The organism is Paenibacillus spiritus (assembly GCF_008710135.1).
Classification (GTDB): Bacteria; Bacillota; Bacilli; order Paenibacillales; family Paenibacillaceae; genus Paenibacillus_AQ; species Paenibacillus_AQ glufosinatiresistens.
This window is the reverse complement of sequence record NZ_VYKK01000009.1, coordinates 21,758-47,830: the sequence shown is the minus strand read 5'-3', so window position 1 is coordinate 47,830 and position 26,073 is coordinate 21,758. Positions and strand designations below refer to the sequence as shown.

27 protein-coding genes and 1 tRNA gene are annotated in these 26,073 nt (G+C 58.4%); 2 read left to right on the top strand and 26 right to left on the bottom strand.

Translation table 11 applies throughout. The annotated features are described in order from the left end of the window. Window positions 1–9: 9 nt before the first annotated feature. The 20 genes from yycI to rpsF form a co-directional block, all read right to left on the bottom strand. The gene (gene yycI / locus F4V43_RS08830; RefSeq protein WP_150457881.1) at window positions 10–750 is read right to left on the bottom strand and encodes a two-component system regulatory protein YycI; all 741 of its coding nucleotides are present in this window, start codon (window positions 748–750) and stop codon (window positions 10–12) included. Window positions 751–786: 36 nt separating this feature from the next. Next, entirely contained in the window at window positions 787–2,082 is a 1,296-nt protein-coding gene (locus F4V43_RS08825) for a YycH family regulatory protein (RefSeq protein ID WP_150457880.1), read from the bottom strand. Further along, complete coding sequence (walK, locus tag F4V43_RS08820) at window positions 2,079–3,908, bottom strand: cell wall metabolism sensor histidine kinase WalK (RefSeq protein WP_150457879.1); 1,830 nt, start codon at window positions 3,906–3,908, stop codon at window positions 2,079–2,081. Before walK ends, F4V43_RS08825 begins: the two co-directional genes overlap by 4 nt. Then, the gene (yycF, locus tag F4V43_RS08815; RefSeq protein WP_310551806.1) at window positions 3,908–4,639 is read right to left on the bottom strand and encodes a response regulator YycF; all 732 of its coding nucleotides are present in this window, start codon (window positions 4,637–4,639) and stop codon (window positions 3,908–3,910) included. Before yycF ends, walK begins: the two co-directional genes overlap by 1 nt. Window positions 4,640–4,828: 189 nt before the next feature. Beyond that, on the bottom strand, window positions 4,829–6,373 hold the full coding sequence (locus F4V43_RS08810) for a M23 family metallopeptidase (RefSeq protein ID WP_223879831.1): 1,545 nt from the start codon (window positions 6,371–6,373) through the stop codon (window positions 4,829–4,831). Window positions 6,374–6,709: 336 nt separating this feature from the next. Continuing rightward, window positions 6,710–7,441 (bottom strand): hypothetical protein, encoded by a 732-nt coding sequence (locus F4V43_RS08805; RefSeq protein WP_150457877.1) that lies wholly within the window; start codon window positions 7,439–7,441, stop codon window positions 6,710–6,712. A 140-nt stretch (window positions 7,442–7,581) separates the two neighbouring features. Beyond that, entirely contained in the window at window positions 7,582–8,868 is a 1,287-nt protein-coding gene (locus F4V43_RS08800) for an adenylosuccinate synthase (RefSeq protein ID WP_150457876.1), read from the bottom strand. A gap of 227 nt (window positions 8,869–9,095) precedes the next feature. Next, on the bottom strand, window positions 9,096–10,457 hold the full coding sequence (dnaB, locus tag F4V43_RS08795; RefSeq protein ID WP_150457875.1) for a replicative DNA helicase: 1,362 nt from the start codon (window positions 10,455–10,457) through the stop codon (window positions 9,096–9,098). 1 nt (window position 10,458) lies between these two features. Continuing rightward, complete coding sequence (gene rplI / locus F4V43_RS08790; RefSeq protein ID WP_150457874.1) at window positions 10,459–10,905, bottom strand: 50S ribosomal protein L9; 447 nt, start codon at window positions 10,903–10,905, stop codon at window positions 10,459–10,461. Further along, complete coding sequence (locus tag F4V43_RS08785) at window positions 10,902–12,914, bottom strand: DHH family phosphoesterase (protein ID WP_150457873.1); 2,013 nt, start codon at window positions 12,912–12,914, stop codon at window positions 10,902–10,904. Before F4V43_RS08785 ends, rplI begins: the two co-directional genes overlap by 4 nt. A gap of 11 nt (window positions 12,915–12,925) precedes the next feature. Continuing rightward, entirely contained in the window at window positions 12,926–13,864 is a 939-nt protein-coding gene (locus F4V43_RS08780; protein ID WP_223879830.1) for a DUF2232 domain-containing protein, read from the bottom strand. Further along, the gene (locus F4V43_RS08775; RefSeq protein ID WP_150457871.1) at window positions 13,861–14,172 is read right to left on the bottom strand and encodes a MazG-like family protein; all 312 of its coding nucleotides are present in this window, start codon (window positions 14,170–14,172) and stop codon (window positions 13,861–13,863) included. Before F4V43_RS08775 ends, F4V43_RS08780 begins: the two co-directional genes overlap by 4 nt. 169 nt (window positions 14,173–14,341) lie before the next feature. Further along, window positions 14,342–14,767, bottom strand: a complete 426-nt coding sequence (locus F4V43_RS08770) for a CBS domain-containing protein (protein WP_150457870.1) — start codon at window positions 14,765–14,767, stop codon at window positions 14,342–14,344. Window positions 14,768–14,890: 123 nt separating this feature from the next. After that, window positions 14,891–15,949: an LCP family protein gene (locus tag F4V43_RS08765; protein ID WP_150457869.1), complete on the bottom strand. Its 1,059-nt coding sequence runs from the start codon at window positions 15,947–15,949 to the stop codon at window positions 14,891–14,893. A 263-nt stretch (window positions 15,950–16,212) separates the two neighbouring features. Beyond that, window positions 16,213–17,073: an ABC transporter permease gene (locus F4V43_RS08760; protein WP_150457868.1), complete on the bottom strand. Its 861-nt coding sequence runs from the start codon at window positions 17,071–17,073 to the stop codon at window positions 16,213–16,215. Beyond that, a complete protein-coding gene (locus F4V43_RS08755) occupies window positions 17,070–18,047 on the bottom strand; it encodes an ABC transporter permease (protein WP_150457867.1) in 978 nt (325 codons plus the stop codon). Before F4V43_RS08755 ends, F4V43_RS08760 begins: the two co-directional genes overlap by 4 nt. An 11-nt stretch (window positions 18,048–18,058) precedes the next feature. Beyond that, window positions 18,059–19,771, bottom strand: coding sequence for an oligopeptide ABC transporter substrate-binding protein (gene opp4A, locus F4V43_RS08750; RefSeq protein ID WP_223879829.1), 1,713 nt, complete (start codon window positions 19,769–19,771; stop codon window positions 18,059–18,061). Window positions 19,772–20,030: 259 nt separating this feature from the next. After that, window positions 20,031–20,303, bottom strand: a complete 273-nt coding sequence (gene rpsR, locus F4V43_RS08745) for a 30S ribosomal protein S18 (protein WP_150457866.1) — start codon at window positions 20,301–20,303, stop codon at window positions 20,031–20,033. Window positions 20,304–20,324: 21 nt separating this feature from the next. After that, a complete protein-coding gene (gene ssb / locus F4V43_RS08740; protein WP_150457865.1) occupies window positions 20,325–20,825 on the bottom strand; it encodes a single-stranded DNA-binding protein in 501 nt (166 codons plus the stop codon). Window positions 20,826–20,863: 38 nt separating this feature from the next. Then, a complete protein-coding gene (rpsF, locus tag F4V43_RS08735; protein ID WP_150457864.1) occupies window positions 20,864–21,148 on the bottom strand; it encodes a 30S ribosomal protein S6 in 285 nt (94 codons plus the stop codon). A gap of 203 nt (window positions 21,149–21,351) precedes the next feature. Between rpsF and F4V43_RS08730 the strand changes: the two genes are divergently transcribed. Next, window positions 21,352–21,549 carry a YjzC family protein gene (locus F4V43_RS08730; protein ID WP_150457863.1) on the top strand — a complete coding sequence of 66 codons (198 nt, stop codon included), beginning with the start codon at window positions 21,352–21,354 and terminating at the stop codon, window positions 21,547–21,549. Between the two features lie 319 nt (window positions 21,550–21,868). Here the strand turns inward: F4V43_RS08730 and F4V43_RS08725 are convergent. The 4 genes from F4V43_RS08725 to F4V43_RS08710 all read right to left on the bottom strand — a co-directional run bounded on the left by F4V43_RS08725 (window position 21,869) and on the right by F4V43_RS08710 (window position 23,626). Next, window positions 21,869–21,959: transfer RNA gene (locus F4V43_RS08725), tRNA-Ser, on the bottom strand. Between the two features lie 85 nt (window positions 21,960–22,044). Further along, window positions 22,045–22,263 (bottom strand): DUF951 domain-containing protein, encoded by a 219-nt coding sequence (locus F4V43_RS08720; RefSeq protein ID WP_150457862.1) that lies wholly within the window; start codon window positions 22,261–22,263, stop codon window positions 22,045–22,047. Further along, the gene (locus F4V43_RS08715) at window positions 22,253–23,257 is read right to left on the bottom strand and encodes a mechanosensitive ion channel family protein (RefSeq protein ID WP_150457893.1); all 1,005 of its coding nucleotides are present in this window, start codon (window positions 23,255–23,257) and stop codon (window positions 22,253–22,255) included. Before F4V43_RS08715 ends, F4V43_RS08720 begins: the two co-directional genes overlap by 11 nt. A 114-nt stretch (window positions 23,258–23,371) precedes the next feature. Continuing rightward, on the bottom strand, window positions 23,372–23,626 hold the full coding sequence (locus F4V43_RS08710) for a DUF3343 domain-containing protein (protein WP_150457861.1): 255 nt from the start codon (window positions 23,624–23,626) through the stop codon (window positions 23,372–23,374). Window positions 23,627–23,741: 115 nt separating this feature from the next. Between F4V43_RS08710 and yyaC the strand changes: the two genes are divergently transcribed. Beyond that, the gene (gene yyaC, locus F4V43_RS08705) at window positions 23,742–24,350 is read left to right on the top strand and encodes a spore protease YyaC (protein ID WP_150457860.1); all 609 of its coding nucleotides are present in this window, start codon (window positions 23,742–23,744) and stop codon (window positions 24,348–24,350) included. On the opposite strand, the gene F4V43_RS08700 is transcribed toward yyaC, so the two are convergent. Both F4V43_RS08700 and F4V43_RS08695 read right to left on the bottom strand, forming a co-directional pair. Continuing rightward, on the bottom strand, window positions 24,322–24,822 hold the full coding sequence (locus tag F4V43_RS08700) for a DUF4446 family protein (RefSeq protein ID WP_150457859.1): 501 nt from the start codon (window positions 24,820–24,822) through the stop codon (window positions 24,322–24,324). The two genes, yyaC and F4V43_RS08700, sit on opposite strands and share 29 nt — an antisense overlap. A gap of 33 nt (window positions 24,823–24,855) precedes the next feature. Next, window positions 24,856–26,016: an aminotransferase class V-fold PLP-dependent enzyme gene (locus tag F4V43_RS08695; protein ID WP_150457858.1), complete on the bottom strand. Its 1,161-nt coding sequence runs from the start codon at window positions 26,014–26,016 to the stop codon at window positions 24,856–24,858. Between the last annotated feature and the right edge of the window lie 57 nt (window positions 26,017–26,073).

The window sequence follows — 26,073 nt, the reverse complement described above, 5'->3', positions numbered from 1 at the left end:
TGTTTCTCCTCACTCCGCTGTTTTGGGACTGATAATGTCTGCGCTGATACCGTTCACGTAGTAAGTTCTGCCATCCTCCAGCATGAAGCGCCACATCGGCGCCGCCACCTGGGCCTCGGAATTGAACAGCTCTCCGTAGTAACCGAGGCTGCTCTCCTTGACGGCTGATCCGGCCGGCAGGTATTTCTCGATCAGGCTGCCCAGCGCCTTGGCCGCGGGCAGAATCTTCTGCTTCTCCTCGTCCTGGCCGCCGGCGGGATCAAGCTGAATCTGCGGCTTCCGGTAAGCCACGATCTTCTGGTCATTGTAGATCAGCTCCAGTCGGACGCTGAACAGCGGCCATTTGCCCTGCACCAGCGGGTGAAGCACGAACCGTCCGGCCTCGCTCTCCAGCGAATCGAAGCGGTAGTCGCCGATGTCGGGAATCTCCCCCTTCAGCGCCTCCGTCAGCTCGCTGAAGGTGAAGATCAGCCGGCTGTCCACCGGCTTCTCCAAGGCAACCGGCGGCGCATCCGGCTCCGCCGAGTAGCGGTAGCTCAAGTTCGGCAGCTCCGGCGTCGCTGCCGGAATGACGCTCAGGACCCGGATCTCCTTCTCCTCCATCACCTGCTGGGCGGCGGCGGACAGCGAGGTGAAATCCAGACTGGCGCCGGCCTGATCGCGCAGATCTCCCCAGAGCTGATAGCAGAGCAGCAGATTCAGCAGCAGAAACGAATAGATCAGCACACTTTTGGCCCGTCCCCAATCCATGATTCTCTCTCCTCTCCCGCCCGTCTCTCCGCCGCCCTACAGATCCAGCGCCAGCACACGGCCATCCTTCAACGTTACCTTCCAGACCGGCGTCAGAATTATCCGGTCGTTCTGCACCGACGGCAGATAGCCCGGCTGAAGCGCGCGAATTCCTGCCGAACCGGCGAGGGCCGCCAGACGGCTCCGCAGCACATCTCCGCCCCGGAGCTTCACCGCCTTCTTCTCTGCCAGGTCTTCATCGGCGTACATGAGCGAACGCTCATACCCGGCCACCGACCCCTGCTGAAGCAGCAGCTCCATGGAGCCGTAGCGCAGCCCCGATTCATTCAGCACCGGGAAGGAGCCGTAAGGAAGCAGGCCGTAATATTGCTGAAAGACGATCCGCCGCTCTTCCGGCCCCTCTTCCGCCCGGTCAAGCCGGTACGTTCCGTTCCAGCCCCCGTGCTTGTTCACGAAGTCGACCGCTTCCAGCACATCCTCGGCCGGACTGCCCTCCCCCGCGGGAAGGGCGGCCGGGTCACTGTAACTGATCCAGTTCTGCTTCGGATCGACCTGGAGGCTGCGCTTGCTGTCCGTGTAGATCTCCGAACCGTCCTTCTCCTGAATATAGCGGGTGCTTCCCGCGTCGAAGAACAGGCTGCTCTGCATCTGGGCAATCGTATACAGCCCTGACGGCAGCTCCGCGGCAACCATCGGCAGATCGTTCTCCGGCACATAATAACTCCCGTCCGCCGTCGTATACGGCGTCCAGCCGCTGCCGAAATCGACATGCTGCTGAATGTCCTGGACCGTCAGATCGACCTTGGCCGCTTCATAGACAATATCGCCGCGCTCGCTGAAGAAGACGGCGTGCGCCTTGGAATCGTTGGGGACGCTGTAAATCCAGATGCGGCTGATAATTTCATCGTCGAACAGCGAGTCCGGCGCCATCTGCATCGTCCGTTGCAGCAGCTGCACCGGAATGCCGGAACCGAACGTCAGCTCAATGCCGGGGTCTTCCTTGCGGATGCGCGTCCAGTCGAATTCCGAGACCGACCGCCGCTCGAAGCTCTCGAAGCTTCTTCCCTTGAGCCGGCCCAGAATTAAATTGTAGAACGTTGTCCCGGGATAGAAGAGCGTATGCCGGTCTTCTCCCCGGTGGATGATCATCTGATCCGGATAGAGCAGATCCTCGACCTTGAGTTCTGGTCCCATATTGTCGGTCTTGATATACGTCGTGGCCGAGAAGACGGCCGAATCCGCCCCCGGCAGACGATAAATGAGATAATAGCTCTCCACCAGACTGCCGATAACGAGCAGAAGGAGGACCCATGACTTCACCCGTTCCTTCATGCTTCATCCCCCTTCGGCTTGCCCGGCGGCAGCGTAAATGTGACTCTGGAGCCTTGGCCGAGCTCGGAATGCAGGGAAATGGAGCCTCCGTGCGCTTTGACAATTTCCCGGGCAATGGACAAGCCGAGGCCCGTCCCGCCCATATTGCGCGAGCGCGCCTTGTCCACCCGGTAGAAGCGTTCAAAGATGCGCTCGATGTCCTTCTTCGGGATGCCGATCCCGGAATCGCGGACCGTTACTGCCAGCATTCCTTCTTCGTTGATCTCCGCTTCCAGCGCGATGGTGCCGCCTTCCGGCGTATACTTCAGCGCATTCGAGACCAGATTGCCCAGAACCTGGTCGATCTGGTCCCGGTCGAGCCAAGCCGTTCCCGTTCCGCGGCCGACTGAAACGCTGATTGCAATCCGCTTCTGGCGGAGCTGGAACGAGAAACGGTCGGCGACATCCTCCAGCATCTCCGCCACGTCGGTCGGCTGCAGGCGCAGCCGCGCCTCTCTGGAGTCGAACCGCGACAGATGCAGCAGATCCGTCACCAGCCGGATCATCCGCTCCGTCTCGTTGCGGATGACGCCGACGAAGCGGGAAGCCAGCTGCGGATCATCCAGCGCTCCGTCGTCCAGCGCTTCCGTATAGCTGCGGATTGTCGTCAGCGGCGTCCGCAGCTCATGCGAGACATTGGCGACGAACTCGCGGCGGGACTGCTCCAGGTTCTCCTGCTCCGTCACATCCTGCAGCACGGCGATGGTTCCGGCGGCTCCGCCTTCCCGCCGGTGAATCGGTGTGAAAGTCACCCGGACGATGTTCGGCTCGCCTTCTTCCTGCTCCAGCCGCAGCATGGCCGATTGAGCGCCGCCTTCGGCCAGTCCCGCGCGCTGATCCGGCTCCAGCCGCAGCAGCTCGCCGAGCGGCTGCCCCTCCGCCTCCGGCTCGGCGGTGCCCAGAAGCCGGGAGGCGCGCCGGTTCATCAGAATGACGCGGCCCTGCTCGTCGGTCGCTACGACGCCGTCGCTCATGTTCGTCAGAATGGAGGCGAGCTTCTCCTTCTCCTCTTCATTCAGCGCAAGCGCCCCTTGGAGGCGTCCGGTCATATCGTTGAAGGCCAGGCTCAGCTGGCCGATCTCGTCATTGCCCAGGATCGGCATCCGGGTATCGAACCGGCCCTCGGCGACGGCGGTGGCGTGCTTCGTCATCTCCTTGATCGGCTGTGTGATCGTATGGGCGAGAATGACGCCCAGCACGGCCGTCAGCGTCAGCGCCAGCAGCATGCCGGACAGGAAGACGCTGTTGATCCGGCTCATGGTGGCGTACAGATCCTTCATGTCCGCCGCGATATAGATCGCGCCGACGACCTTGCCGTCCGAGAGGACCGGCTTGGCGACGACCTTTTTGCGCACATTGTCATCGCCGATAATGTATTCTTCGTTGTCGCTGATGCCCTGAAGCGCCCGGCTGACTACCGTCTGCGTATTGCGCCGGCCCACATAGTCGGCCTGGGAAGGCACCGAAGTCGTAATAATCTTGCCGCTCGCATCCAGCACCTGAATCTCGGCGCCGCTGATGTACAGATTGTTGACCATCCCGCGCAGACTGTCGGACGCCGAATCCTCCTCGGCTTCGGCCCCCGTTCCGGCCCCGAACTTGTCCGCCGTCAGGATCGACAGCATTTCGGCCCGGGCCTTCAGATCCTTCGTGAAGTTGTCGGTCAGCGAATTCTTCATCGAACTGACGAAGTACACCCCGATGAGCTGCATCGCAATCAGAATCAGCAGCACGTAGACCATAATCAGCTTCGCCTGGATGGTCCGAAAGAAGGACCGGCCTCTCATCACAGCCCTCCGTTTTTGGGATTATGCATGAGATAACCGAGACCCCGGCGGGTGAAGATATACTCCGGCTTGCTCGGATTCTCTTCAATCTTCTCCCGCAGGCGGCGGATCGTCACATCGACGGTCCGGACATCGCCGAAATATTCAAATCCCCATACCGCCTGTAGCAGATGCTCCCGGGTCATCACCTTCCCGGCGTTGCGGACCAGATAGTACAGCAGTTCATATTCGCGGTGGGTCAGATCGAGCGGCACGCCGTCTTTGTATACCGTGTACATGTCGGTGTCGATGAACAGGCCGAAATGCCGGATGCCGTTCTTGCTCTCGGGCTGAGAGGCGGGGACCCCCGCCGCCGCCGGCTTGTGCTGGCGCCGCATTTGAGCCTTCACCCGGGCCAGCAGCTCACGTGTGCTGAACGGCTTGGTGACATAGTCGTCGGCGCCGAGCTCCAGGCCCAGCACCTTGTCGATCTCCCCGTCCTTGGCCGTCAGCATGATGATCGGCAGATCCAGCTGGCGGGACCGCAGCTCCCGGCACACATCCATGCCGTCCTTGCCGGGCAGCATGAGATCAAGCAGCATCAAGTCCGGGCGCTTCTCCAGCGCCAGCTCAACCGCGCTGATGCCGTCGAAGGCGCAGATGACCTCGTACCCTTCTTTTTCAAGATTGAATTTCAGAATATCGGCAATCGGCTGTTCGTCGTCTACTACCAGAATGGTTCCCATGCCCATCATGCACCGTTTCACCCTTCTACCCTAAGTGGTTTTCCACTGTTATCCCTCTATTTTACCATATCTGTTCCATGCCCACATCCTGCGGGCGGTCTCCACAAAAAACGGGACCTCCGAAGGATTTCGGACGCCCCGCCTTGCCGAATGGCCGACAACCCGGCCCTCTATGAACATGAATCGTTACCTCGGCTATCCCAGGAATTTCAGCGGGTTCAGCGCCGTTCCGTTCTTGCGGATTTCAAAATGCAGATGGGTGCCGGTTGAACGCCCCGTGCTGCCCATAATGCCGATCTGGCTGCCCTTCTCCAGTTTCTGGCCGACCGAGACGGAAATCCGGCTTAAGTGCCCGTAATAGGTGACGTAGCCGTTGCGGTGATTGACGATGACCACATTTCCGTAACCGTTCTGGACTCCGGCAAAACTGACCACGCCCGCATCCGCCGCCATAATCGTGCGGTTCCCGGATACCATGTCCAGTCCCTTATGCGCCCGCCCCCAGCGTTCCCCGAAGCTGCTGGAGATCGACGGGCTGCTTACCGGCCAGGCAAAAGAACCGGTTCCTTCGCCCACGACCTTCGTCCCCTTGTACACCACTTCAGGCAGCGCCGCCCGGATCACGGTCTGGCCGAGCCATTCCTCCTTGACCACGACGCCGTTCTCCTTGGTCAGCCGGTACTGCATTTCCTTCAGTCCCGTCTGGCCGGGGCGGACGACCTTCGTCTTGCCCTTGGGCAGCTGGTTGCTGGTGCGAATCTCCACCTGCGGCTCGGTCACGAGCCGCTCGGCCGCCTTCTCGACGCTTACCACCGTCAGGGCCGGCTGGGGAACCGTCAGCCGCAGCTGGTCGCCGATCTGCAGCGTCAATTCCTTGACGTCCGGGTTGTTGGCGTACAGCTCCTTCTGGGTCAGTCCGAACCGGGAAGCGATAGCGGAGACCGTATCGCCTTCCTGCACCGTGTAGACCAGCGGAGCCTCCTTGCCTTCGGTCAGGACGGCTACCGCCTCCTTCACGTCCAGCACCTTGTTCGGGTCGGCCTTGACCGGCTTCACCGTCACTTTCTCGCGGATGCTCACCGACTCGACGCCGCCGGCTGAAGCCGAACCCGCCGCAGCCGCGGAAGAGCCCGCGGACGTCTTCTTCAGCGACGCAGCCGCCGGCTTGGCGGCCGCGTCCGTAGCGGCGTTCCCGGCGAACTGCTGCTTCACGGCTTCCAGAACGGCCTGGGCCGTTGCCTGATCCTTCACAATTCCGGCAGGCTCGCCATTCACCATAAGCTGAACGCCTACGGCATAAGCCTTGAGCATGCCATCCAGCTTCTCAAGCGTCGCTTCGCTGTCGATCATCGGTTTATAGGAAGCCGCAGCCTCTGTTGTAAATCCTTCGGTCTGCAGCACCATCGTTTCTTCGGGATATTGCGTCTGGTACTCCCGGCGCTTCGCTTCGAACAGCGCCGTCAGCTGCTCTTTCTTCTCCAGGGTGCCGACTTCCTGTCCGTGCAGCAGCACCCGGTAATAGCTCACGGTGTGCGCGGACACATACCGTTCGTGCATCGCCTGGACGGCTACGAACGCAACCGCGACTCCGGCGGCCGCAGCCGCCGCCCATGCCCAGCGGAACCGCCGGCGCATGACGGAAGAAGGGCCCCCTTCGGCTCGGCCGAAGCCGGAACCGGCTTCCCCTGGCCGGTCCGTGCGGGCGCTTCTGTTCTTACGTATGAAATTCAACCCTCTCATGAAACTCTCCCTTTCAATCGGTCCCGGACCGCAAGCGGCCGCGGTCTGTTCTGAATCGTGCGGATTCGTTTCCTGTTGCTATGCAGAGTTCGTCAAGGCTGTGTATGTTGTCCAAAAGGTTACAATAAATTAACCAAATAAAGTCCTTGTCTACTGTACCACAGGGTTTAGACAGGTTTCAACCAATGACTGCACATATGGAAGAAATTGGGTTGTATTTTGTCGCCTTGGACTCATTTGGACACAAAAAAGACGCTTCCCGCCCGCATATTTCCAGGGGAAGCGTCTCTTCTTCGAAACGGTCCGGCCGCCGATGCCGGGGTCATCGTCTTGCGTCTACGACCCGCCGCTGTATCCGCCGTCCGTGGACGACGAGATCAGCTTCATCAATTGATCGTATTCCTCGGCCGTCACATATTTGCGGATGACCGTCTGAATCTGCTCCAGCTCCGCCGCCGTCAAGCCGCCTTCCATCGCGGCGGAAATGCGCTGCATCTCTGCCTGCGGAACCTTCTTCATCAGAATATTGAATATGCTTACTTTCTCGCCCGACGGAATGCCGCTCTTCATCTCCTGCAGATTCTCCGGCGTCATCACCAGCTGCCGGTCGCCGCTTCCGGCGCTGCCCGGCTCCGCCTGGCCGGAGGCTCCGCTGCCTTCGCCGTCCGCTGCGCCGGAAGCTTCGCCGGTATCCGCATTCACCGCGCCCATGACGGGCAGCGCGTCCGCCGGAGCTCCCTCCGCGTCGGCCGTGGCTGCCGGTACCGTGTCCGCGCCGGCTCCCGCGGGCGACGGAGAAGCTGCTGCTGCGGGGAATATGCTATCCGCGCCGCTTGCGGACGTCTTCCCGGCGGCCGTGTCCTTCTTCGCCGCCGGCTTCGGTTCCGCTCCGGCCAGTGTGCGAAGCAGGCCGCCGATGCCCGGGGCGGGCGTATCCAGCTCGATGTCGAGGCTCGACAGCGCGGAGCGGACATACGCATTGACGACCACGCCCGCCGTCAGGATGGACAAGGTGCTGGCAAGAACGGCAATCAGACAGACGGTCAGCACGCGTCCTGCGATTTTCATGGCGATCGCCTCCTTCCCTACCAGTATGGACCGCAAAAGGAAGAGCTATAACGCCCCGGACGGCAAAAAAAGGCTCCCGTCGCCGGGAGCCTTCGATACGTTTGGCCGGTCTCGCAGGCTGGCACATCGCGCTTCTTGTCTTACTCGTAAATAGGCAGAACCTGATTCGTCTGCTCGCGGTTGCGTCCCACCGAGAAGATGGCGATCGGAATCCCGGTCAGCTCGGACACCCGCTCCACATACCGGCGGGTATTCTCCGGCAGATCCTCGAGGGTCTTTGCGCCGCTGATATCCTCGCTCCAGCCCGGCAGCTCTTCATAGACCGCTTCGCACTCCGCCAGCATCTTGAGGCTGGCCGGATAGTGCGTGATGATCTCTCCGCGGTATTTGTAGCCGGTGCAGATCTTGACCGTCTCCAGGCCGCTGAGCACGTCGAGGGAGTTCAGCGACAAGCCGGTCAGGCCGCTGACGCGGCGGGCATGGCGCACCACGACGCTGTCGAACCAGCCGACCCGGCGCGGACGGCCAGTGACGGTGCCGTACTCATGACCGGTCTCGCGGATGAGATCGCCGATTTCGTCCTTCAGCTCGGTCGGGAACGGGCCGTCGCCAACGCGGGTCGTATACGACTTGGCGACGCCGATGACCTGCTTGATCTTCGACGGGCCTACGCCCGAACCGATGCAGACGCCGCCGGCCGACGGATTCGAGGAGGTTACGAACGGATAGGTTCCCTGGTCGATATCCAGCATGACGCCTTGGGCGCCCTCGAACAGCACCTTGCGGTTCGCATCAATGGCATCATTGAGCACAACCGAAGTGTCGGTAACATACGGGCGCAGGATCTCCGCATATTCCAGATACTTCGTCAGCACCTCTTCCACGTCCAGCGCCTCGGCGCCGTAGACCTGGGTAATCACCTGATTCTTCTCGCCCATGAGCTGGCGCAGCTTCTGCTCGAACTCTTCGGCATCCATCAGATCCGCGATGCGGATACCGTTCCGTGCCGCCTTGTCCATGTAAGCCGGGCCGATGCCCTTGCGGGTCGTGCCGATCTTGTTGTCGCCCTTCCGGTCTTCTTCCAGGGCATCCAGCACCATATGGTACGGCATGATGACATGAGCCCGGTCGCTGATCTTCAGGTTGTCCGTATCGAAGCCGTTCTCATGGATATATTGGATTTCGTCGATCAGCGCCGCCGGATTGATAACCATCCCGTTGCCGATCACGCAAATTTTCTCTTTATAAAAAACGCCGGATGGAATCAGGCTCAGCTTGTACTTCTTTCCGTCGATCAGTATCGTGTGTCCGGCATTGTTGCCCCCTTGATAACGGGCGACCACTTCTGCGCGCTCTGCCAGAAAATCCGTGATCTTGCCTTTGCCTTCGTCTCCCCATTGTGTTCCCACGACGACTACCGTTGACATGTTCATTCCTCCGATAGGTGCCTCGCCGCACCCTTATTATTCAGCGGGCTTCCCGTTCCTTCCGGACCTGTACGCCGCCTCGCTGTCGCCCCTCCTAGCGGTTTATCCCGCTAAAGCACAACTATCAGTGTACCAGCCGGCTTTTTCAAAGTCAAACGAAAACCCAAACAAAAACGAACGATCACGCAATAGGATGCGCAATCGTTCGGAATTTGTCATCTCGTGTCTTACCCGGCAAACGGTTCTGCATGCGTCCGCTCGTAGTTAACGAATTTGTTGAAGTTCTTCATGAAGACCAGTTCCACCGTTCCCACCGGGCCGTTACGCTGCTTGGCGATAATGATCTCGATGATGTTCTTCTTCTCGGTCTCCTGATTGTAATAGTCGTCGCGGTAGAGGAACGCCACGATGTCGGCGTCCTGCTCGATCGAGCCGGATTCGCGCAGGTCACTCATCATCGGCCGCTTGTCCTGACGCTGTTCCACGCTTCGGCTGAGCTGGGAGAGCGCGATTACCGGCACATCCAGCTCTCGGGCAATCTGCTTGAGCGTACGGGAAATCTCGGAGACTTCCTGCTGGCGGTTCTCGCCGGCCTTGCCCCGGCCCTGAATCAGCTGCAAGTAGTCGATGACGATCATCCCGAGGCCCCTCTCCTTCTTGAGTCTACGGCATTTCGCCCGGATATCCGCTACAGTGATGCCGGGGGTGTCGTCGATATAGATCTCCGCCTCCGACAGCGAGGCAATGCCCATCGTCAGCTTCGACCAGTCCTCGTCGGTCTTGACTTCCCCGGTCCGCATAATGTTGGCGTCCAGATTGGCTTCGGCGCAGATCATACGCTGAACCAGCTGCGCCGCCGACATTTCCAGACTGAAGATCGCCACCGTCTCCTTCTCTCGTACACCGACATTCTGGGCGATGTTCAGCGCGAAGGCCGTCTTGCCGACGGACGGACGGGCTGCCACAATAATCAGGTCATTGCGCTGAAAACCGTTCGTCATCCGGTCAAGATCCGCGAACCCCGACCGGATGCCCGAAGTCTGTCCCTTGTTCTGATGCAGCAGTTCAATGCGGTCGAAGACCTGCATCAGCACATCGCGAATGGCGATGAAGCCGCTGCCGCTGCGCCGGTTCGAAATCTCTAGAATGCGCCGCTCGGCATCGCTGAGCATATCGGAGACGTCCTCGCCCCCGCTGTAGCCCTCGCTGACGATCTGCGTCGCCGTCCGGATCAGCCGGCGCAGCATGGCCTTCTCTTCGATAATCTGAGCGTAATAGTCCACGTTGGCCGCGGTCGGCACAGCATGGGCCAGCTTGGCCAGATAGCTGACGCCGCCGACTTCTTCCAGTTGGCCGCGGTCCTGCAGCCTTGAGGTCAGGGTAATCAGGTCGATCGGCTGGTTCTCTTCTCCGAGCTGAATCATCGCCTCAAAGATCATCTGATGCGACTTGTCGTAGAAATCTTCGGTGCTCACCCGCTCCATGGCGGCGATCAGCGCCTCATCCTGGAGCAGCACCGCTCCGATTACCGCCTGCTCGGCCTCCAGATTCTGCGGGGGAACCCGATCGAAAAAGAGATCTCCGCCCATGCTATTCCTCCGTTACCTGTACCTTCAATACAGCTTTCACTTCGGTATGGAGCTTGACGTTGATCTGGAAGCCGCCCAGATGGCGGATCGGATCGCCCAGTTCAATCTTGCGCTTGTCGAGCGCAATGCCGTGCGAGGAAGCCAGCTGCTCGGCAATCTGCTTGCTCGTAATGGCGCCGAACAGCCGTCCGCCCTCACCGGCCTTGGCCTTCAAGTTCAGCGTCAGCTCGTTCAGCTTTTCGGCAAGCTGCTTGGCCTCTTCCTTCTCGTTCTCCTTGCGCCGCTGTTCCGCCGCCGCCTGGTTCTCCAGCGTCTTCACATTACCTTCCGTGGCCGGACGCGCCATACCGCGCGGCAGCAGGAAATTCGTCGCATAGCCTTCGGATACTTCTTTGACCTGGCCTTTCTTGCCTTGGCCCTTCACGTCTTTCAGAAAGATAACCTTCATTCGAATAAACCCTCTTTCGATTGTATTTCTTCCAGTACCGCCAGCAGGCGGGCTTCCGCTTCTTTCGTTGTTCCTTCCAGCTGGGCGGCCGCGTTCGTCAGATGGCCGCCCCCGCCCAGCTTCTCCATTACGACCTGGACGTTCATCCGCCCCAGCGACCGGGCGCTGATGCCGATGATGCCGTCGGTCCGTTCGCAGATCACGAAGGATGCCAGCACGTTGGTCATGCCCAGCAGCGTATCGGCCGCCTGGGCGATGAGCAGCTGCGGCACCTTCAGCTCCGGCTCCGTAACAACCAGCGCAATATGATCGTAGACCATCCGGGCATGCTTGATAATCTCCGCCTTGGAGATATACTCCTGGAGATCCTCCTTCAGCATGCGCTGGATCAGGATCGTATCGGCGCCGATCCGGCGCAGGAAGCCCGCAGCCTCGAACGTCCGGGAGCCGGTATGAAGCGCGAACTGCTTCGTGTCGACCGTAATGCCCGCAAGCAGCATCGTGGCCTCCAGCGTGCTGAGCTTCACCTTGTCGTGAATGTATTGGAGCAGCTCCGTAACCAGCTCGCAGGTGGAAGAAGCGTACGGCTCCAGGTAGACCAGCACCGCTTCATTGATGAACTCTTCGCCGCGCCGGTGGTGATCGACGACCACAATCCGGCTGGCCGCCTGCACAAGACGCGGTTCCATCGTCATGGAAGCCTTATGGGTATCCACTACGATCAGCAGCGTATGCTCGGTCATAAGCTGAAGCGCCTGCTCGGCCGTTACGAACGAGCTGTACAGTCCCTCATCCTTCCGAAGCTGCTCCAGCATGCGGGAGATCGAAGGATTCGGACCGTCGAGCACAATGTCCGCCTCTACGTTGTACATCTGGGCGGCCCGCAGCAGCCCGATCGACGCCCCGACGGCGTCGATATCGGGATTGCGGTGCCCCATAATAATGACACGGTCGCTCTCCTGGATCAGGTCCCGCAGAGCGTGCGCGATGACCCGGGCGCGCACCCGGGTCCGCTTCTCGGCGGCATTGCTCTTGCCCCCGTAGAAGGACAGGCGCTGGCCGGCCTTGACCGCAGCCTGATCGCCGCCCCGCCCCAGCGCCATGTCCAGACTGGACTGGGCCAGCGCGCCGAGCTCGCTCGCCGACTCCGCGCCGAAGGCCATGCCGATGCTCAGCGTCATCGGCACCTTGAGGTCGGCCGTCATCTCCCGAACCTCGTCCAGGATGACGAACCGGCTCTCTTCCAGCGCCTGGAGGCTCCGGTAGTTCAGCAGCATCAGATAGCGCTCCGAGGACAGCCGCCGCAGATAGACATCGAATTCCTTCGCCCAGTCCGTAATCTCGCTGGTCACCTTGGCAATCAGCGACGTCCGCTGCTGGTCGTCCATGCCCTGCGCGGCTTCGTCAAGATTATCCATCAGCAGAATACCGAGCGCGAGCTTCTCTTCCTCATACTGGGCGCGCAGGGTGACCAGTTCAGTGATTTCATACAGGTACAGCATCCGTTCGCTCGGAATAACCACGACCTGATAATGGCGCTCATCCACCCGGATCTCCATCCGGTGTTCTTTCAGCGCCCCTTCGCGTCCGGCTTCCCGGCGCACCGGCATCTGGGGAACTCCCGTCAGCAGCTTCGCCACATCGGGCAGCAGCTCCGTCAGCGCTTCTCCCACCAGCGACCGCCGGGCAAAGATATCGCCGGCATGGCGATTGTTCCATTCCACCGTCCGGTCCTCGCTGTAGAGAACAATGCCGAGCGGAAGCATCCCGACCGCTTCTCCCTCTACCCGCTTAATCCGGAAAGAGAGCCCGTTGATGTACTCCACCAGATTGCGGCGGAAGGCAAGCTCGGATTGCAGCATGGTGAGGCAGAGCAGACCGGCCACGAACAGACTCGCCACGCCCAGTATCCAGTTGTAGACACTGACGGCGATAATCAGAAGCAGCAGAAGTATGAACGCCCAGACGGTGTGATAGCCGTGCCAGCGTTTTTGCAGAAATTTTGGCATTCGCTCTCACCCTAACGTCTCGATTTGGTCACCATTTCACGCAGCGGGAACACCAGATCAATGATTCCAATGATACGCAGCGGCGGCAGCAGAATGATCGGAATAGCCAGCAGAATGGGCAGCGTCTTATTCCAGCCCCGTTCATGGGCGATGAAGAAGAAGAAGCCGATTGCCTGAATCATGAACCCGATCTGCAGCAGCAGCAGCAGATTGAAGGCGATCATCGCCATCGGCGAACTGTCATTGCCGCCCGACAGCATTTGAAGCAAAAAGCCGATCAGATAATACCATACCAGCGATTTGGGCAGCCGCCATTCACGGGCCGGACGCATCCGAGGCGCTACGTAGCCCATGCTGCCGAGAATCGGCCGGACGATGCTGTGGGTCAGCACAGAGATTACCGCCGAGAATACGATCATGGCCATCGGAAGAATCTGCACGGTTCTCGCGCTGAATTCATCCACACTGTCGGCATTGAGGCCAAGGTCGGTGAACAGCGAGCTGCCGGCGCCGAGTTCGCCCAGAGGCGAGACCGTCATATGAATCGCTTCGTTCATAATATCGTTGACGTACGTATAGAGATTGAAGGAGAACAGCACCTTCCCGATGAACAGCAGCAGCACAAATTGAGCCAGAATGGTACAGGCTCCCGCTACAATCGTCGAGAAAGCCGGCGACCGCCGGCGGTACCAGCGCACCATAACCAGCGAGGGGATCATGAAGTAGGCGGCAATCCAAATATTGATTGGACTAAGCAGCCCGACGATGACCCATACCGGCAGCACACTTGCAAGAAACTGCTTCCTGCCAAGGGTAGTGCCCAGCACAATGGGAGGAATCAGAATGAATAGAGTGGTTATAATCAGCAGGCTCGTGGACAGGGACAGCAGCAGGAACAGATAAGCGACGCTCCATGCGGCGGATGACCAGCGAAATTTCAAAGTGTTCACCTCTTACGCATATGTTCTTCTAGTGCCGAAATGTCTTGATACCACTCCTCGAGCTGGTGGCCTTCCTGCCGGTGCTTCCGCAGCTTCTCCTGCAGCAGATCATCGAGGTCTCGATACGGAATGCCGAGCCTTCGGCCCAGGATATAGCAGCTCATAATCAGGCTGGCCAGACTGTCGGCCACACGAGCTGTACTGCCTTCCCATAACGCTTTGAACAGCCGGGATACTTGATCCACCACTTCCGTCTTCAACCACTCGATGACCTTGGCCCGTTTGGCCACGTCCAGTTCTTTAGGCGCCTTGGACATTTCTCTACCTCCGGGAAAAGCTTTATTCTCCATTATAGCATAAATGGCTATAAGCAACACCGAAGCCCCCGGCGAAGGGGCCCGTCCCCTGGCATGAATAAAGGCCCGATCTCCGCGGGGGCATTGCGGAAAACAGGCCTTCCTTCGCATGAATGCGGCTATAAGGCGGCTATATCGACTCCATCGACTGACGCGATACGAACTTCTCGCAATATTCAATGATCTGGCTCCGGCGCACAATCCCGATGAATCGGTTCATATCGTCAACGACCGGCACAAAGTTCTGAACCTTGGCCAGGTTAATCAGATCCTCCATGTCCGCCTCAATGGAGACCGGCTTGTTGCTCATGCGCAGCGGCACATCTCTCAGCAGGAATTTGGATGAGTTCTCGAACGTCACCTTGCCGCCCGATTCTTTCATATACCACAGCAGGTCTCCCTCCGTTACCGTTCCGGCGTATTCGCCGCCCGGTCCCAGTATGGGCACTGCGGTATAACGGTGAAATTCCATCCGCTCCAGGGTCTGGCGCAGGGTAGAATCCAGGGTAACGCAGGCCACTTCCTGTTTAGGAAGCAGAAAAAACGCGATGTTCATTGGGTTTAGGTCCTCCTCAAATAAAGTCCCAGCGCCATTATACCATATAAATGGCAGACAGCAGCCGGAACTTTGCGGCTGCTGTCTGAATATCGGCCCTGCTTGCCGGATGAGGCGGTCGGCTTACTGAGCGGCCGGGGAAGCGGAAGCCTTCGGCTTGAGCGCATCCGCTGCCTTGCCGGGATCAATCAGTTGATCGGCCGGAGTGGAGGCATTCATCCAGTTGTCGATCATGGCCTTGGCCTGATCCAAGTACTTGTCATCCACGATGTCATAATAGACTCCGTCGATCTTTTGGCCTTCGCCCATTACCGTGAAGCTGGAGATATCGACCTTCTTGCCGACCATGAACTTCTTCGCAAGGTCGGTAATCATCGTCGGCTTCATATCGGTCTTGAAGTTCTCTCCCAGAATATTGAGCAGATCCGAGATATGGCCGATCTGGTTCAGCGACAGCATCTTGTTGGCCAGGACATCCAGGAACACCTGCTGCCGTTTCGTCCGGTTGAAGTCGCTGTCCTCGCGGTAGCGCACATAATTCAGCGACTCTTCGCCATTGTAGAGCGACTTGCCGCCCTCGATTGTGAATTTCTCGTGGTCGGCGCCCTTGTTGCGGATCGTCTTCTGGATGGGCAGCGGCAGTCCGCCGAGCTCGTCGACCACATCCTTGACGCCCTGGAAGTTGATCGTGGCATAATACTGGATATCGTGCCCAAGCAGCGCTTCCAGCGTATCCTTGGCCATCTGCTGACCGCCGAATGCATACGCATGGGTGATCTTGTCTTTCCGGTCATTGCGGTGCCCGATAATCTCGGTATAGGTATCCCGGGGAATCGAGATCAGCAGAACCTTGTAGTCCTCGGGACGCACAACCGCGTAGATCATCGTATCGGAGCGTGCCGTCTCGTTGCCTCGCTGGTCGGTGCCCAGCAGCATAACCGAGAACGGGTCGCTCTTGTAGGCGATCGGTTCCGGCGCTACGCCCTTGGTTCCATTGTCCGGCTTCAGCGGAACATAGGATTTCTCCTGAAGCGTCTGTTCCACCTGATCGGCAAGGAATATATCAAATGCCAGAACCTTCAGCGGATTGCGGAACAGAAAGACGCCCGCCCCAAGCAGCACAATCATCGCCAGGGCAATGTACCGCTTTTTCAGCCCTTTTTTCTTCTTCGTCTTTTTCATTGTCCTTTTCCTTCTTTAAGAGTATGGAATGAGACCCTGCCTGATTAATAAGAGGTCTTGGTTTATATATGTTCATATATATGGTACAATGCAGCCGCAATACCCGGCTCCATCCGTTGGCTCTTCTCGCCTGTCTTGTCTCTGTATGCGATCCTGCCGCCTTGCTCGGTGCCTCTCTCCGGCCCTCCTTCCCATTACATAAACAATATTTCTATTGTAATCACTCTTTTCTGAAAAAGAAACAACAAAACCCGACATTTTTGTCATTTATATACGATTTTCCATGCTTCGCCAACGGCATGGGCGGCTAAAATCATCACAACCACGCATCCGCCGGCCGGTGCCCATACCCACCATTCGTGGCGGAGCGTCTGCAGGGACGCCGCCTCGGCCAGCATATTGCCCCAGCTCGGCTCTCCGGCCGGAACGCCGAAGCCGAGGAACCCGAGGCTGCTCTCCGCCGCCAGCATCGAGGCGAACGTCCAGACGCCTTGAACGGTCCACACCGGCAGCAGCGCGGGAAGCAGATGCCGCAGCATAATTCGCAGCGGGCCCGCGCCCAGCGCCCGGGCGGCAAGCACATAATCGCTGTGCTTCTCCGACAGCGTCCGGGCCCGGATCAGCCGGGCGAAGCCGCCCCAGCCGAGCAGACCGGCCACGCTGATCAGCGCCGGCACGCCGCCGCCGGGCCAGAGGCTTTTGACCACGGTCACCACAATCAGAAAGGGAAACGCCAGCACCAGGTCGGTCAACCGCATCAGCACCGCATCCGCCCAGCCCCCCAGATAAGCGGCCGTCAGGCCGACCGCCGTGCCGATCGCGCCGATCAGCAGGGTGGCCGCCGCACCGATCAGCAGCGTCGTCCTTCCGCCGTAGAGCAGACGGACGCCTACGTCCCTCCCCCCCTTGTCGGTGCCAAGCCAGTGCCCTCCGCCGGGAGGACGGTTCAGCTCGCGCAGCGAGATCCGGTTCGGATCGTAATGGACGATCAGCGGAGCCAGCAGACAGAGCAGCGCCAGAACCGCCGCAACTCCCGCGCAAACAGCCGCGATGCGGAAATGCTTCGCATTTCCGTCCGCGGCCCGAAGCCGGCTTGACTGAGATCGAACATCGAACCGGTTCATCCTCTTCCTCCTTGCATGCTGCGAATTCGGGGGTCCAGCCAGCCGAGCAGCAGATCGGCCAGCACATTCCCGGCGATGACCATCGTTCCCGTCAGTAGGGTCAGCCCCATCATGACGGCATAGTCCCGGCCGGACGCCGCTGCGAGAAACAACGTGCCGATGCCCGGGTAGCTGAAGATATTCTCTACTACTACCGTCCCCCCAAGCAGCATGCCGCAATCCAGCCCGACCACAGCGGTCAGCGGAACCAGCGCGTTCCGCAGAATATGCCGCCGGTAGACCTCCGCTTCGGACAGTCCCTTGGCCATCGCTGTCGTCACATGCGGCCGGAGCCGGTTCTCCGCCGTTTCGCTGCGCAGGAACTGCGTGTAGGCCGCTGCCCCGCCCAGCGCGAGCACGGCCGCCGGCAGCAGGGCGTGTCGCAGACGATCCCACAGCGGCCAGGCACCGCCGTCTCCTCCGGCCGACACCGTTCCCCCGACGGGAACCCAGTGGAGCCTAGCGCCGAACAGATAGAGCGCAGCCACGGCAACGACAGCCGTAGGGACGGCATACAGCAGATAGCTTCCGCCGGTAATCAGACGGTCGGCCCAGCCGCCCGCCGAACGGCTTGCGGCTGTACCGAGCCCTAACGCGGCTCCATACGACAGAATCAAGGCCAGTACCGCCAACAGCGCTGTCTGCGGCAGACGCTGGGCGATCAGTTCCGACACCTCCATCTGATACAGGGAGGAACGGCCCAGATCGCCTGTTGCCGCCCCTTTCAACCATCGTCCGTATTGAACCAGAACCGGGTCGCCATAGCCCAGCTTCTCCCGCTGCTCCGCCAGAACTTTCGGATTTCGCAGCGAAGGGTCTCCTCCCCGGCCCAGCCCGTCTCCGGGCATCTGCTTGGCAAGCAGGAATACGGCGATCGTCAGCAGCAGCAGCAGCGGAACAGCCGCTGCCAGCCGCCGAAGCGCATACTTCAGCATCGCCGACCCCCCTATTCCGTCACCCACCAGCGATAAGGATCGATAATGTTGCTCATGGAGTTGATCCGTACTCCCTGCAGCCGGCTGCTGACCGCCGTGATCGTCTCGCGTTCCGCCAGGAAGATCATCGGCACCTCTTCATTGAGCAGCTTCTGCCATTCATAATAGATCTGTCTGCGGTACAGCTTATCGTACGCCTTCAGGCCGACGCCTTCGCGAATCAGCCTCTCATTTTCCGGTGACGACCAGCGGGTGTAATTCCAGAGGTCGTTCTCCCGCCATAAACCCGTAGGGTCGGGGTCCGGAGCCAGTCCCCATACCCCATTGAATAATTCTACCGAAGGATCGTCTTCCTCCACCTCCGTGTAGAAGGTGTTCAGTTCCTTCAGCGCCCCGCCGTTCAAGCGCACGTCCAGACCGACATCCCGCCAGTTCTGGATCATCGCCTGGGTTCTCGGTTCTGCCATAACGCCGCCTGTCATTCCGTCAAAATGAATCGTCAACGGCTTGCCCTTCGGGTCTTCCCGCAGGCCGTCTCCGTTCCGGTCGGTGTATCCGGCGCTGTCCAGCAGCGCCTTGGCCTTGGCCGGGTCATACGGATACGGATTAAGCTCTCCTGCCGGAGCCGCCGCCCAGCTCGATCCCGGGATCGGGGACTCCACCAGCCTTCCCAGACCGAAAGAGAAGGCATCAATGATGCCCTGCCGGTCCAGCGCGTAGTACATCGCCTGCCGGAGCCTTTTGTCCGCGAACTTGGGATTGTCCATAACGACCTTCCCTGCCTCCGCATCCCAGCGGCCGAACTTGAAGCCGATATATTCATAGGAGAGATCCGCCGTCTTCAGCACCTTCACCTGATCCATTCCGCTCAGTTCCTGATAAGCATCCCGCGGCGCCTGCTCGATGTCGAGTTCGCCCTGCTTGAACAGACTCGGAACCAGACTGTCGTCGTACACCTTATAGAGAATGCCGTCTAGCAGCGGACGCCCGCGGTAATAATCATCGAACCGTGAGAGCCGCACCGACTCCCCCGGCTGTATCGAAGTGACTCGGAAGGGGCCGATGCCGATCGGCGCGCGGCGCACCTGGTCGCTCGAAGGCATATCCTTCACCGCCACGCCGGCAAAATAATTCTTATTCATAGGGTAAGCCCACAGATTATCAATAGTATTAGCTCGCGGCGCGGCTACCGTAATCCGGATCGTATACGGGTCGATTACGGCAATACCCGAAATCTTGTCGGCATGACCTTCATGGTAGGCCTCAGCACCCTGAATCATTTCTACATTGGAATAACGGGGGCCGGTATAATCGGGATCGGCAATGGTCTCCAGCGCGAACTTCCAGTCTTCCACCGTCAGCTCGTCGCCGTTCTGCCACCGCACCCCCTGCTTGATCTTGAATGTAAACGTCCGGTGATCCGCCGACTCCTGCCACGCTGCAATCCCGGGGACGGTCGTCAGATCATCCCTGACGGTGAACAGCGGTTCGGTCATAAACTCCAGTACATGGAAATCGTCTTCTCCCTCATAGAAGGCCGGTTCAAGCAGCCCTTTGAAGGCCGACGGATAGCCATAGGTCACGACGCCCCCTTCCCGGGGGCCGGCGCTTGCAGCCGTCTCCGCCCTCTCTGAATTCACCGCCGGGCTTCCGCCGCACCCTGCCAGCAGACCCAGCAGCACAAGCGAAAGACCGAGCGTCCGGATCATTCTCCCATTCTTCATTTCCTTGTTCCTTCCTGAATGAGCTGCGCTTTTATTTGTATTCCACTGGTCAATTGTGCCTATAGACAGCCGTTCTACAAAATTTAAAACATCATACAATGTCTGTTCTAATGCCGTCAACCTCTTTATCCGCTCCCCGGCTTCTGCCGCTTTCAGTTGCGTCCGGCAGGTGAACACCGAAGAGACCGGAGACTTGATGCGGACAAAAAAAGGACAGCCGGGAAATCCCGGCTGTCCTTCGCTTGCACGCACACACTTCTTACTCAGTTGTGTAAGGCAGCAGTGCGATTTGACGAGCACGCTTGATTGCGATCGTCAGGGCGCGCTGGTACTTGGCGCTTGTGCCCGTTACACGGCGAGGCAGGATTTTGCCGCGCTCGCTGATGAATTTCTTCAGCAGCTCCGTGTCTTTATAGTCAATGTGAGTAATCTTGTTAACGGTGAAATAGCAGACTTTACGACGCTTGTTGCGGCCGCCGCGGCGTGCCGGTCTCTTGTCGTTGTCTCCGCCTTCTCTTTGCTTGAAAGCCATTGTCTTTTCAGTCCTTCCATTTTAGAATGGCAAATCATCATCCGATATATCGATCGGTTTACCGTCTCCCGAAAAAGGGTCCTGGTTGTTGCTGCTGCGCGAGAAATTGTTGTTTCCGCGCCCGCTTCCACCGCTGTTGCCACCGCCGTAAGAAGGCTCTTCCGGCAGGTTTCCGTTCGAGGATTGACCCCCGTCGCGGTTCTGCGCAGACTCGAGGAAACGGACATTATCGGCAATCACTTCGGTCACGTATACACGTTTACCTTCGTTATTCTCGTAATTCCGCACCTGCATGCGGCCTTCCACCGCTGCCAGCCGACCTTTGCGCAAGTAATTGGCACAGGTCTCCGCCAGTTGTCTCCAGGTAACGATCGGAATAAAATCGGCTTCGCGTTCTCCGCCTTGGCTGGTGAACGGACGGTCTACGGCAAGCGTAAACTGCGTTACCGCCACACCGGCGGGCGTATAGCGAAGCTCCGGATCACGGGTCAGACGGCCAATCAGGATGACACGGTTCAGCATAACGGGTCCCCTCCTTGGAACGGTTGTACAAATTGGGCTTAGGCTACGTCGTTCGTGATGAGATAACGAATAACTTCGTCGGAAATCTTCATGATACGCTCCAGCTCGGTAACAACTGCCGGTTCAGCAGTAAAGTTCACCAGAACAAAAACGCCATCACGGAATTTCTTGATCTCATACGCAAGGCGTTTCTTACCCTGCACATCGTGCTTTGTAATCTCACCGCCGTTGGAGATGATGCCTTGGAATTTTTCGACTGCGGCTTGAACGGCTTCCTGTTCAATGTCCGGACGAATAATGTACATCACTTCGTATTTGCGCATAACTTTCACCTCCTTATGGTCTGCGGCCCCTGATCTTATGCCAGGAGCAAGGATCGAGCACAAACTCGAACTTTAATATTATACCAAGCCTTCACTTGGAGTGCAAGCCTTCATCCTTGCAGAACCTTCCGGTCATGAAGGCCCGGGCGGCCGCGCACACTAAAGGACGCATTGCATTTCAATTTCAAGGAGGTACCTTCCACATGGGCGAACAGACCGAATACGAAAAGGGCGACCGGGCCCCCAATCCCGGACTCTACACCGAAGTAAGCGAAGCCCGCAGCTTCCATACTCAAGTTCAGAACCCGAAGACGATCCGGATGGAGAAGGGCGATATTTTTCCCGAGACGACCAACAAGGACCGGAAGTGGAAGAAAGTCGAGAAGGCCCGCGTCCATTGACGCCGCTCTTCTTTTCTAGGCCATGTATAGAACTTCATTCCTCCGGTTATCCTAATCTCAGGCAGCACAAGAGAGAGGTGTGGTTCCGTTGGACCTTCCGGTCGAACGCAGGTCACAGGATTTCTGATTGGACACCTATCGCCTTGTCAGGGAACAAGCGTCCCGCGTTGCTGTAGCGTATGCACCAGAAAGATTTCCATCCAAATTCCGGTGCTGCCCGGGAGGACCCTGCAAAGGGTCCTTTTCCTTATGGAAATCGCAGTTGATACAACTAAAAAGCGACCCCGCAATGGAGTCGCCTGTGTATTTTGTGCGGTTATGGCGGAGAGGGTGGGATTCGAACCCACGCACGCTTTGACACGCCTAACTGATTTCGAGTCAGCCCCCTTGGGCCTCTTGGGTACCTCTCCGCAGCAAGATTTATTATATCAGGTATTTAGGATTCGCGCAAGTGGTTCTTGAAGAACTTAGAAACGGCTTAAAGATTCTCTCATCTTAAAGATCTGTTGAGTCTTCCTTGGACGCAGCCGAGACCAGCACTTTCTTGAGGTTCTTCTCGAACTTCGCGCGCGGAACCAGCACGCTGTGCTGGCATCCCGTGCATTTGATCCGGATATCCATCCCCATTCGTATGATCTCCATCTCATTCGCTCCGCATGGATGCGGCTTCTTCATCTGAACGATATCGCCGAGTCCGAATACCTTACGCTCCACCGTTCTTCTCCCCCTTCTTCTCTTCCTGCGCAGCAGCGGCTTCCCGTTCACTGCGTTCCTGCCCGGCGGACTGCTCGGCCTTCGTCTTGGCTTCCGCTTCCGCCTGAGCTTGGGCCTCTTCCTCGGCCTTCGCCTTCTCGGCTTCTTCCGCCTGCTTCAGAGCCCGCTGCTCCAGCGCCTGCTTGATGTCCTCATGGATCTGGCGTTCAGCCGCCTCCTTCTGGTTGGGCATCGTCTGGGCGGCAACGCGGATTACATATTCGGCGGTCGTCATCGACTGAATCCCCAGAATGTTCGGGTAGGCCAGTACGCTGGGATTGCGTTCTTCAATGCCCTGCATGGCACCTGAAATCAGGGACAGCGTCTCTTCAAGGGGCTGATCCATCTTCACCGGCACATCCACAACCGCCATGGCGTTGGACAGCGAGTAATTCACTACATTGGTTATGGTTCCATTGGGAATAATATAGACTTCGCCGGTAAGACCGATAATGCGCGTTGTCCGAAGTCCGATGACCTCGACCGTTCCCTTATAGCTCCCCGTCTGTATAACGTCGCCTACCGCGAATTGATCCTCCAGAATAATGAAGAAACCGGTGATGACATCCTTCACCAGGCTCTGTGCTCCGAAGCCGATTGCCAACCCCAGCACGCCTGCGCTTGCAATCAGCGGCCCCAGATCAAAATGGAATTCCGACAGAATCAGCAGCAGCATAATGAAATTGCAGATAACCGTTACCGTATTCTTCAACAATTCGCCGACCGTCGAGAACCGGCGGGTGCTGCTTGGCGAACTCCGCACCGACTTGCGTTCCAGCGATTGATCAATCAGTCCGTATACAATCTTGATAATCAGTCTCGTCAACAGGAAGATAACGATAATCCGGATTCCCGCAAAAAGCACATTTGCCCACATATCCGCGTCCGTTACCCAATTCCAGATCCGGTCCTTGAAGGTCACCGCCTGGTCCACCGTATCCTGAAGCGTCTCCATTGCCGATGAGGTGGCCGAAGGAATTGGCGATGGTGATAGCGTTGGTGATGGTGCCGGTGTACTCCCGGCTGCTGCAAGCATATTCTGATATCCGTGAATCATCCTTCTTCCTCCTCACTCTGCTGTAATCCGATACTCCTCCGCGCCGACTTTCTCAAAGATACCGCGAATCTCCACCTGCTGCTCTCTGATAATTTCTCTTACCCGAGCAAGACAACCGGGATCAAATTGAATCGACATCGCACATCCCGCGGTAATCTCCTTCGGTGTCGGAAATATATCAATCTCGATCCCCGCATACTCCAGCAGCATTTCAGCTCGCAGCGCCTGCTGGGTCGAATCGAATGCGATCAGCAGTTCCTGCTCCATCTGTCCCGCCCCCCTGGGCGCCTGGGCCCATCTTCATCTCGCCGAGTATAAAAACCTTCTCCCGGCCATATACTGGTTACCATCCACTAGACTCGTCCAAGGAAAGGAAGATGGTATGAATCAATCGATTCCTCCCCTGCCGGCCCACGAAATGTCTTGTTTAAAAATAGCACATACCGATCCGGAAATCTATTCGGCCGTCATTCATCGCCTGCTGTTCCACCTGTCCCGCTCCGCTCCCGGTTCGCCGATTGTCGTCATCTGCATCGGAACCGACCGTTCTACCGGCGATGCGCTCGGCCCGCTGGTCGGCACCGCTCTCGCCCGCTTCCGCAGTCCTCTTTTTGAACTGTATGGCACTCTGGAGAACCCGGTTCATGCCGTCAACCTTCAGGACACCTTGAATGAGATTCAGGGCCGGTTCCACCGCCCGTTTGTCATTGGCATTGACGCCTGCCTCGGCCATTCCGCAAGTGTAGGCTGTATCCAGGTGGTCGAGGGTCCGCTCCGCCCCGGAGCAGGGGTGAATAAACAACTGCCGCCGGTCGGCGATATCCATCTAACGGGCATCGTCAACGTCGGCGGCTTCATGGAGTATTTTGTTCTGCAGAATACCAGACTGAGTCTGGTCATGCGCTTATCGGAGATTATTTCCTCCGCCCTCTATTCTGCCTTGAAGCAATGGCATCTGCATGCTAGATCTGCTGCAGCGCTTGAGCAATGACTTCCTGTTCTTCAGGAGACAGCGCGTAGACAGAAGCGCCGGCTTCCAGCGGCTTGGAGTAGATATAGGAGCTGTCGCGGCTGTGAAGACTGGTCAGAACAATGCCATTCTTATGTTCATCGACGATGGCCAGCGAGAAGCTCAGATCATTGCCGCGTTCACCGAATGCATTATAACGTTTTAACGCGACCTTGGCCTTCAGCCCCTGCACTTTAACCAGAAGGCCTTCGATCGCGCGGGCATGGTTCTCTTGTTCTTCTTCAAGCCGGTCGCTCTGATTCTTTAGATCAATCAACAGCGTCTCCAAATCTTCAATCCCTGTCCCTCCCATCATGGAGGCGTATCTCCGGCGCATGCCGCGAATTCGGCTGCCCTGCATCAGCACCAGGATGAACAGGATCAGAATGAGCAGCCCCATCCCGCCCACAATCCAGCCCAATTGTTCCTGGAGCAGTGAATTAATGTCCGACATCGTTTACCTTCCTCTTTTTCATGGAATATCTCATCAGACTCCAGCGCCTAAGATATGACGCATTGCCTCCAGCAGCGACCGCACCTCATCTTCCGTTGTCCCGACGCCTACGCTCGCACGAACAGCACCGCTCGCCAGCGTGCCCATCGCTTCATGCGCCAACGGCGCACAGTGCATCCCTGCCCGAACGGCAATTCCGAACTCCCGGTCCAGCCGGTGCGCAACCCGGGCCGAATCCAATCCCTTCACTGTAAAAGCGATAAGCCCGCTGCGCTCTTCTCCCGCTCGCGGCCCCAGCAGCCTTATGCCCGGTAGCTCTTGCAATCCTTCCATCAGCATCTGCACCTGTTCCCACTCCCGGCGATGAATACAGCCCGGCTTCCATTCACGCACCCGGCGAACGCCAGCCAGGAGACCTGCAATACCCGGTACGTTCTGCGTACCTGATTCATACCGGTCAGGCCGCACATCCGGCTGTTCCCTGTTCTCCGATTGGCTCCCCGTGCCTCCGGTCAGAATCGGCTCCAAATCGAGATCAGGAGCGATATAAAGTCCTCCTGTCCCCTGCGGACCAAGAAGACCTTTGTGTCCCGGAAAAGCCAGCAGGTCAATATTCATTAAAGAGACGTCAATATCCAGGCTTCCGGCAGACTGCGCCGCATCCACCAGAAACCTTGCCCCTCTCGACTTGGCCAGATCACCGATCTCTCCAACTGGCTGAATGCTGCCCAACAGGTTGGAACTGTGCGTACATACGACCAGCTTCGTATTCGGTCTGAACAGCCTGCCAAGATGAGAGAGATTCACATAACCGTCCGCATCGACTTCAGCAAAGTCAACCTCTACCCCTCTTGTCCGCCGTAAATACTCCAGCGGTCTGCGCACCGAATTGTGTTCCGCCATGGTTGCAATCACGTGGTCGCCCGGTTTCAGAGTGCCCTGTATGGCCATATTCAGTGCCATGGTCGTGTTGTAGCAGAAGGCCAAATCTTGGGCATTGCGAATGCCGAACAACTGCGCCAGTTCCATGCGCGCTCGAACCAATAGGCGTCCGCTGTCTACCGCAAGAGAATGACTCCCCCTCCCCGCATTGGCACCCGCCTGTTCCATCGCCTCTACAACGGCCCGGATGACTTCAGGCGGTTTCGGCCAAGAGGTGGCCGCATGATCCAGATAAATAACATCCTTCGCCATCCTCACCCTCCATCCCGCAATTGCCTTCTCCTCTAAAAAACATACCCTCCCCCGCCA

Excerpts from the sequence above, each read along its gene's own strand:
- F4V43_RS08810 (WP_223879831.1), bottom strand. The coding sequence starts at position 6,373 with ATGAGAGGGTTGAATTTCATACGTAAGAACAGAAGCGCCCGCACGGAC.
- F4V43_RS08785 (WP_150457873.1), bottom strand. The coding sequence starts at position 12,914 with ATGCCAAAATTTCTGCAAAAACGCTGGCACGGCTATCACACCGTCTGG.
- F4V43_RS08765 (WP_150457869.1), bottom strand. The coding sequence starts at position 15,949 with ATGAAAAAGACGAAGAAGAAAAAAGGGCTGAAAAAGCGGTACATTGCC.
- F4V43_RS08695 (WP_150457858.1), bottom strand. The coding sequence starts at position 26,016 with ATGGCGAAGGATGTTATTTATCTGGATCATGCGGCCACCTCTTGGCCG.
- yycI (WP_150457881.1), bottom strand. The coding sequence starts at position 750 with ATGGATTGGGGACGGGCCAAAAGTGTGCTGATCTATTCGTTTCTGCTG.
- F4V43_RS08700 (WP_150457859.1), bottom strand. The coding sequence starts at position 24,822 with ATGTCGGACATTAATTCACTGCTCCAGGAACAATTGGGCTGGATTGTG.
- F4V43_RS08755 (WP_150457867.1), bottom strand. The coding sequence starts at position 18,047 with ATGCTGAAGTATGCGCTTCGGCGGCTGGCAGCGGCTGTTCCGCTGCTG.
- F4V43_RS08730 (WP_150457863.1), top strand. The coding sequence starts at position 21,352 with ATGGGCGAACAGACCGAATACGAAAAGGGCGACCGGGCCCCCAATCCC.
- F4V43_RS08710 (WP_150457861.1), bottom strand. The coding sequence starts at position 23,626 with ATGGAGCAGGAACTGCTGATCGCATTCGATTCGACCCAGCAGGCGCTG.
- rpsR (WP_150457866.1), bottom strand. The coding sequence starts at position 20,303 with ATGGCTTTCAAGCAAAGAGAAGGCGGAGACAACGACAAGAGACCGGCA.
- walK (WP_150457879.1), bottom strand. The coding sequence starts at position 3,908 with ATGAGAGGCCGGTCCTTCTTTCGGACCATCCAGGCGAAGCTGATTATG.
- yycF (WP_310551806.1), bottom strand. The coding sequence starts at position 4,639 with ATGGGCATGGGAACCATTCTGGTAGTAGACGACGAACAGCCGATTGCC.
- F4V43_RS08770 (WP_150457870.1), bottom strand. The coding sequence starts at position 14,767 with ATGAACATCGCGTTTTTTCTGCTTCCTAAACAGGAAGTGGCCTGCGTT.
- F4V43_RS08800 (WP_150457876.1), bottom strand. The coding sequence starts at position 8,868 with ATGTCAACGGTAGTCGTCGTGGGAACACAATGGGGAGACGAAGGCAAA.
- F4V43_RS08825 (WP_150457880.1), bottom strand. The coding sequence starts at position 2,082 with ATGAAGGAACGGGTGAAGTCATGGGTCCTCCTTCTGCTCGTTATCGGC.
- F4V43_RS08760 (WP_150457868.1), bottom strand. The coding sequence starts at position 17,073 with ATGAACCGGTTCGATGTTCGATCTCAGTCAAGCCGGCTTCGGGCCGCG.
- rpsF (WP_150457864.1), bottom strand. The coding sequence starts at position 21,148 with ATGCGCAAATACGAAGTGATGTACATTATTCGTCCGGACATTGAACAG.
- F4V43_RS08775 (WP_150457871.1), bottom strand. The coding sequence starts at position 14,172 with ATGTCCAAGGCGCCTAAAGAACTGGACGTGGCCAAACGGGCCAAGGTC.
- F4V43_RS08805 (WP_150457877.1), bottom strand. The coding sequence starts at position 7,441 with ATGAAAATCGCAGGACGCGTGCTGACCGTCTGTCTGATTGCCGTTCTT.
- ssb (WP_150457865.1), bottom strand. The coding sequence starts at position 20,825 with ATGCTGAACCGTGTCATCCTGATTGGCCGTCTGACCCGTGATCCGGAG.
- yyaC (WP_150457860.1), top strand. The coding sequence starts at position 23,742 with ATGAATCAATCGATTCCTCCCCTGCCGGCCCACGAAATGTCTTGTTTA.
- dnaB (WP_150457875.1), bottom strand. The coding sequence starts at position 10,457 with ATGGGCGGAGATCTCTTTTTCGATCGGGTTCCCCCGCAGAATCTGGAG.
- F4V43_RS08715 (WP_150457893.1), bottom strand. The coding sequence starts at position 23,257 with ATGGAGACGCTTCAGGATACGGTGGACCAGGCGGTGACCTTCAAGGAC.
- rplI (WP_150457874.1), bottom strand. The coding sequence starts at position 10,905 with ATGAAGGTTATCTTTCTGAAAGACGTGAAGGGCCAAGGCAAGAAAGGC.
- opp4A (WP_223879829.1), bottom strand. The coding sequence starts at position 19,771 with ATGAAGAATGGGAGAATGATCCGGACGCTCGGTCTTTCGCTTGTGCTG.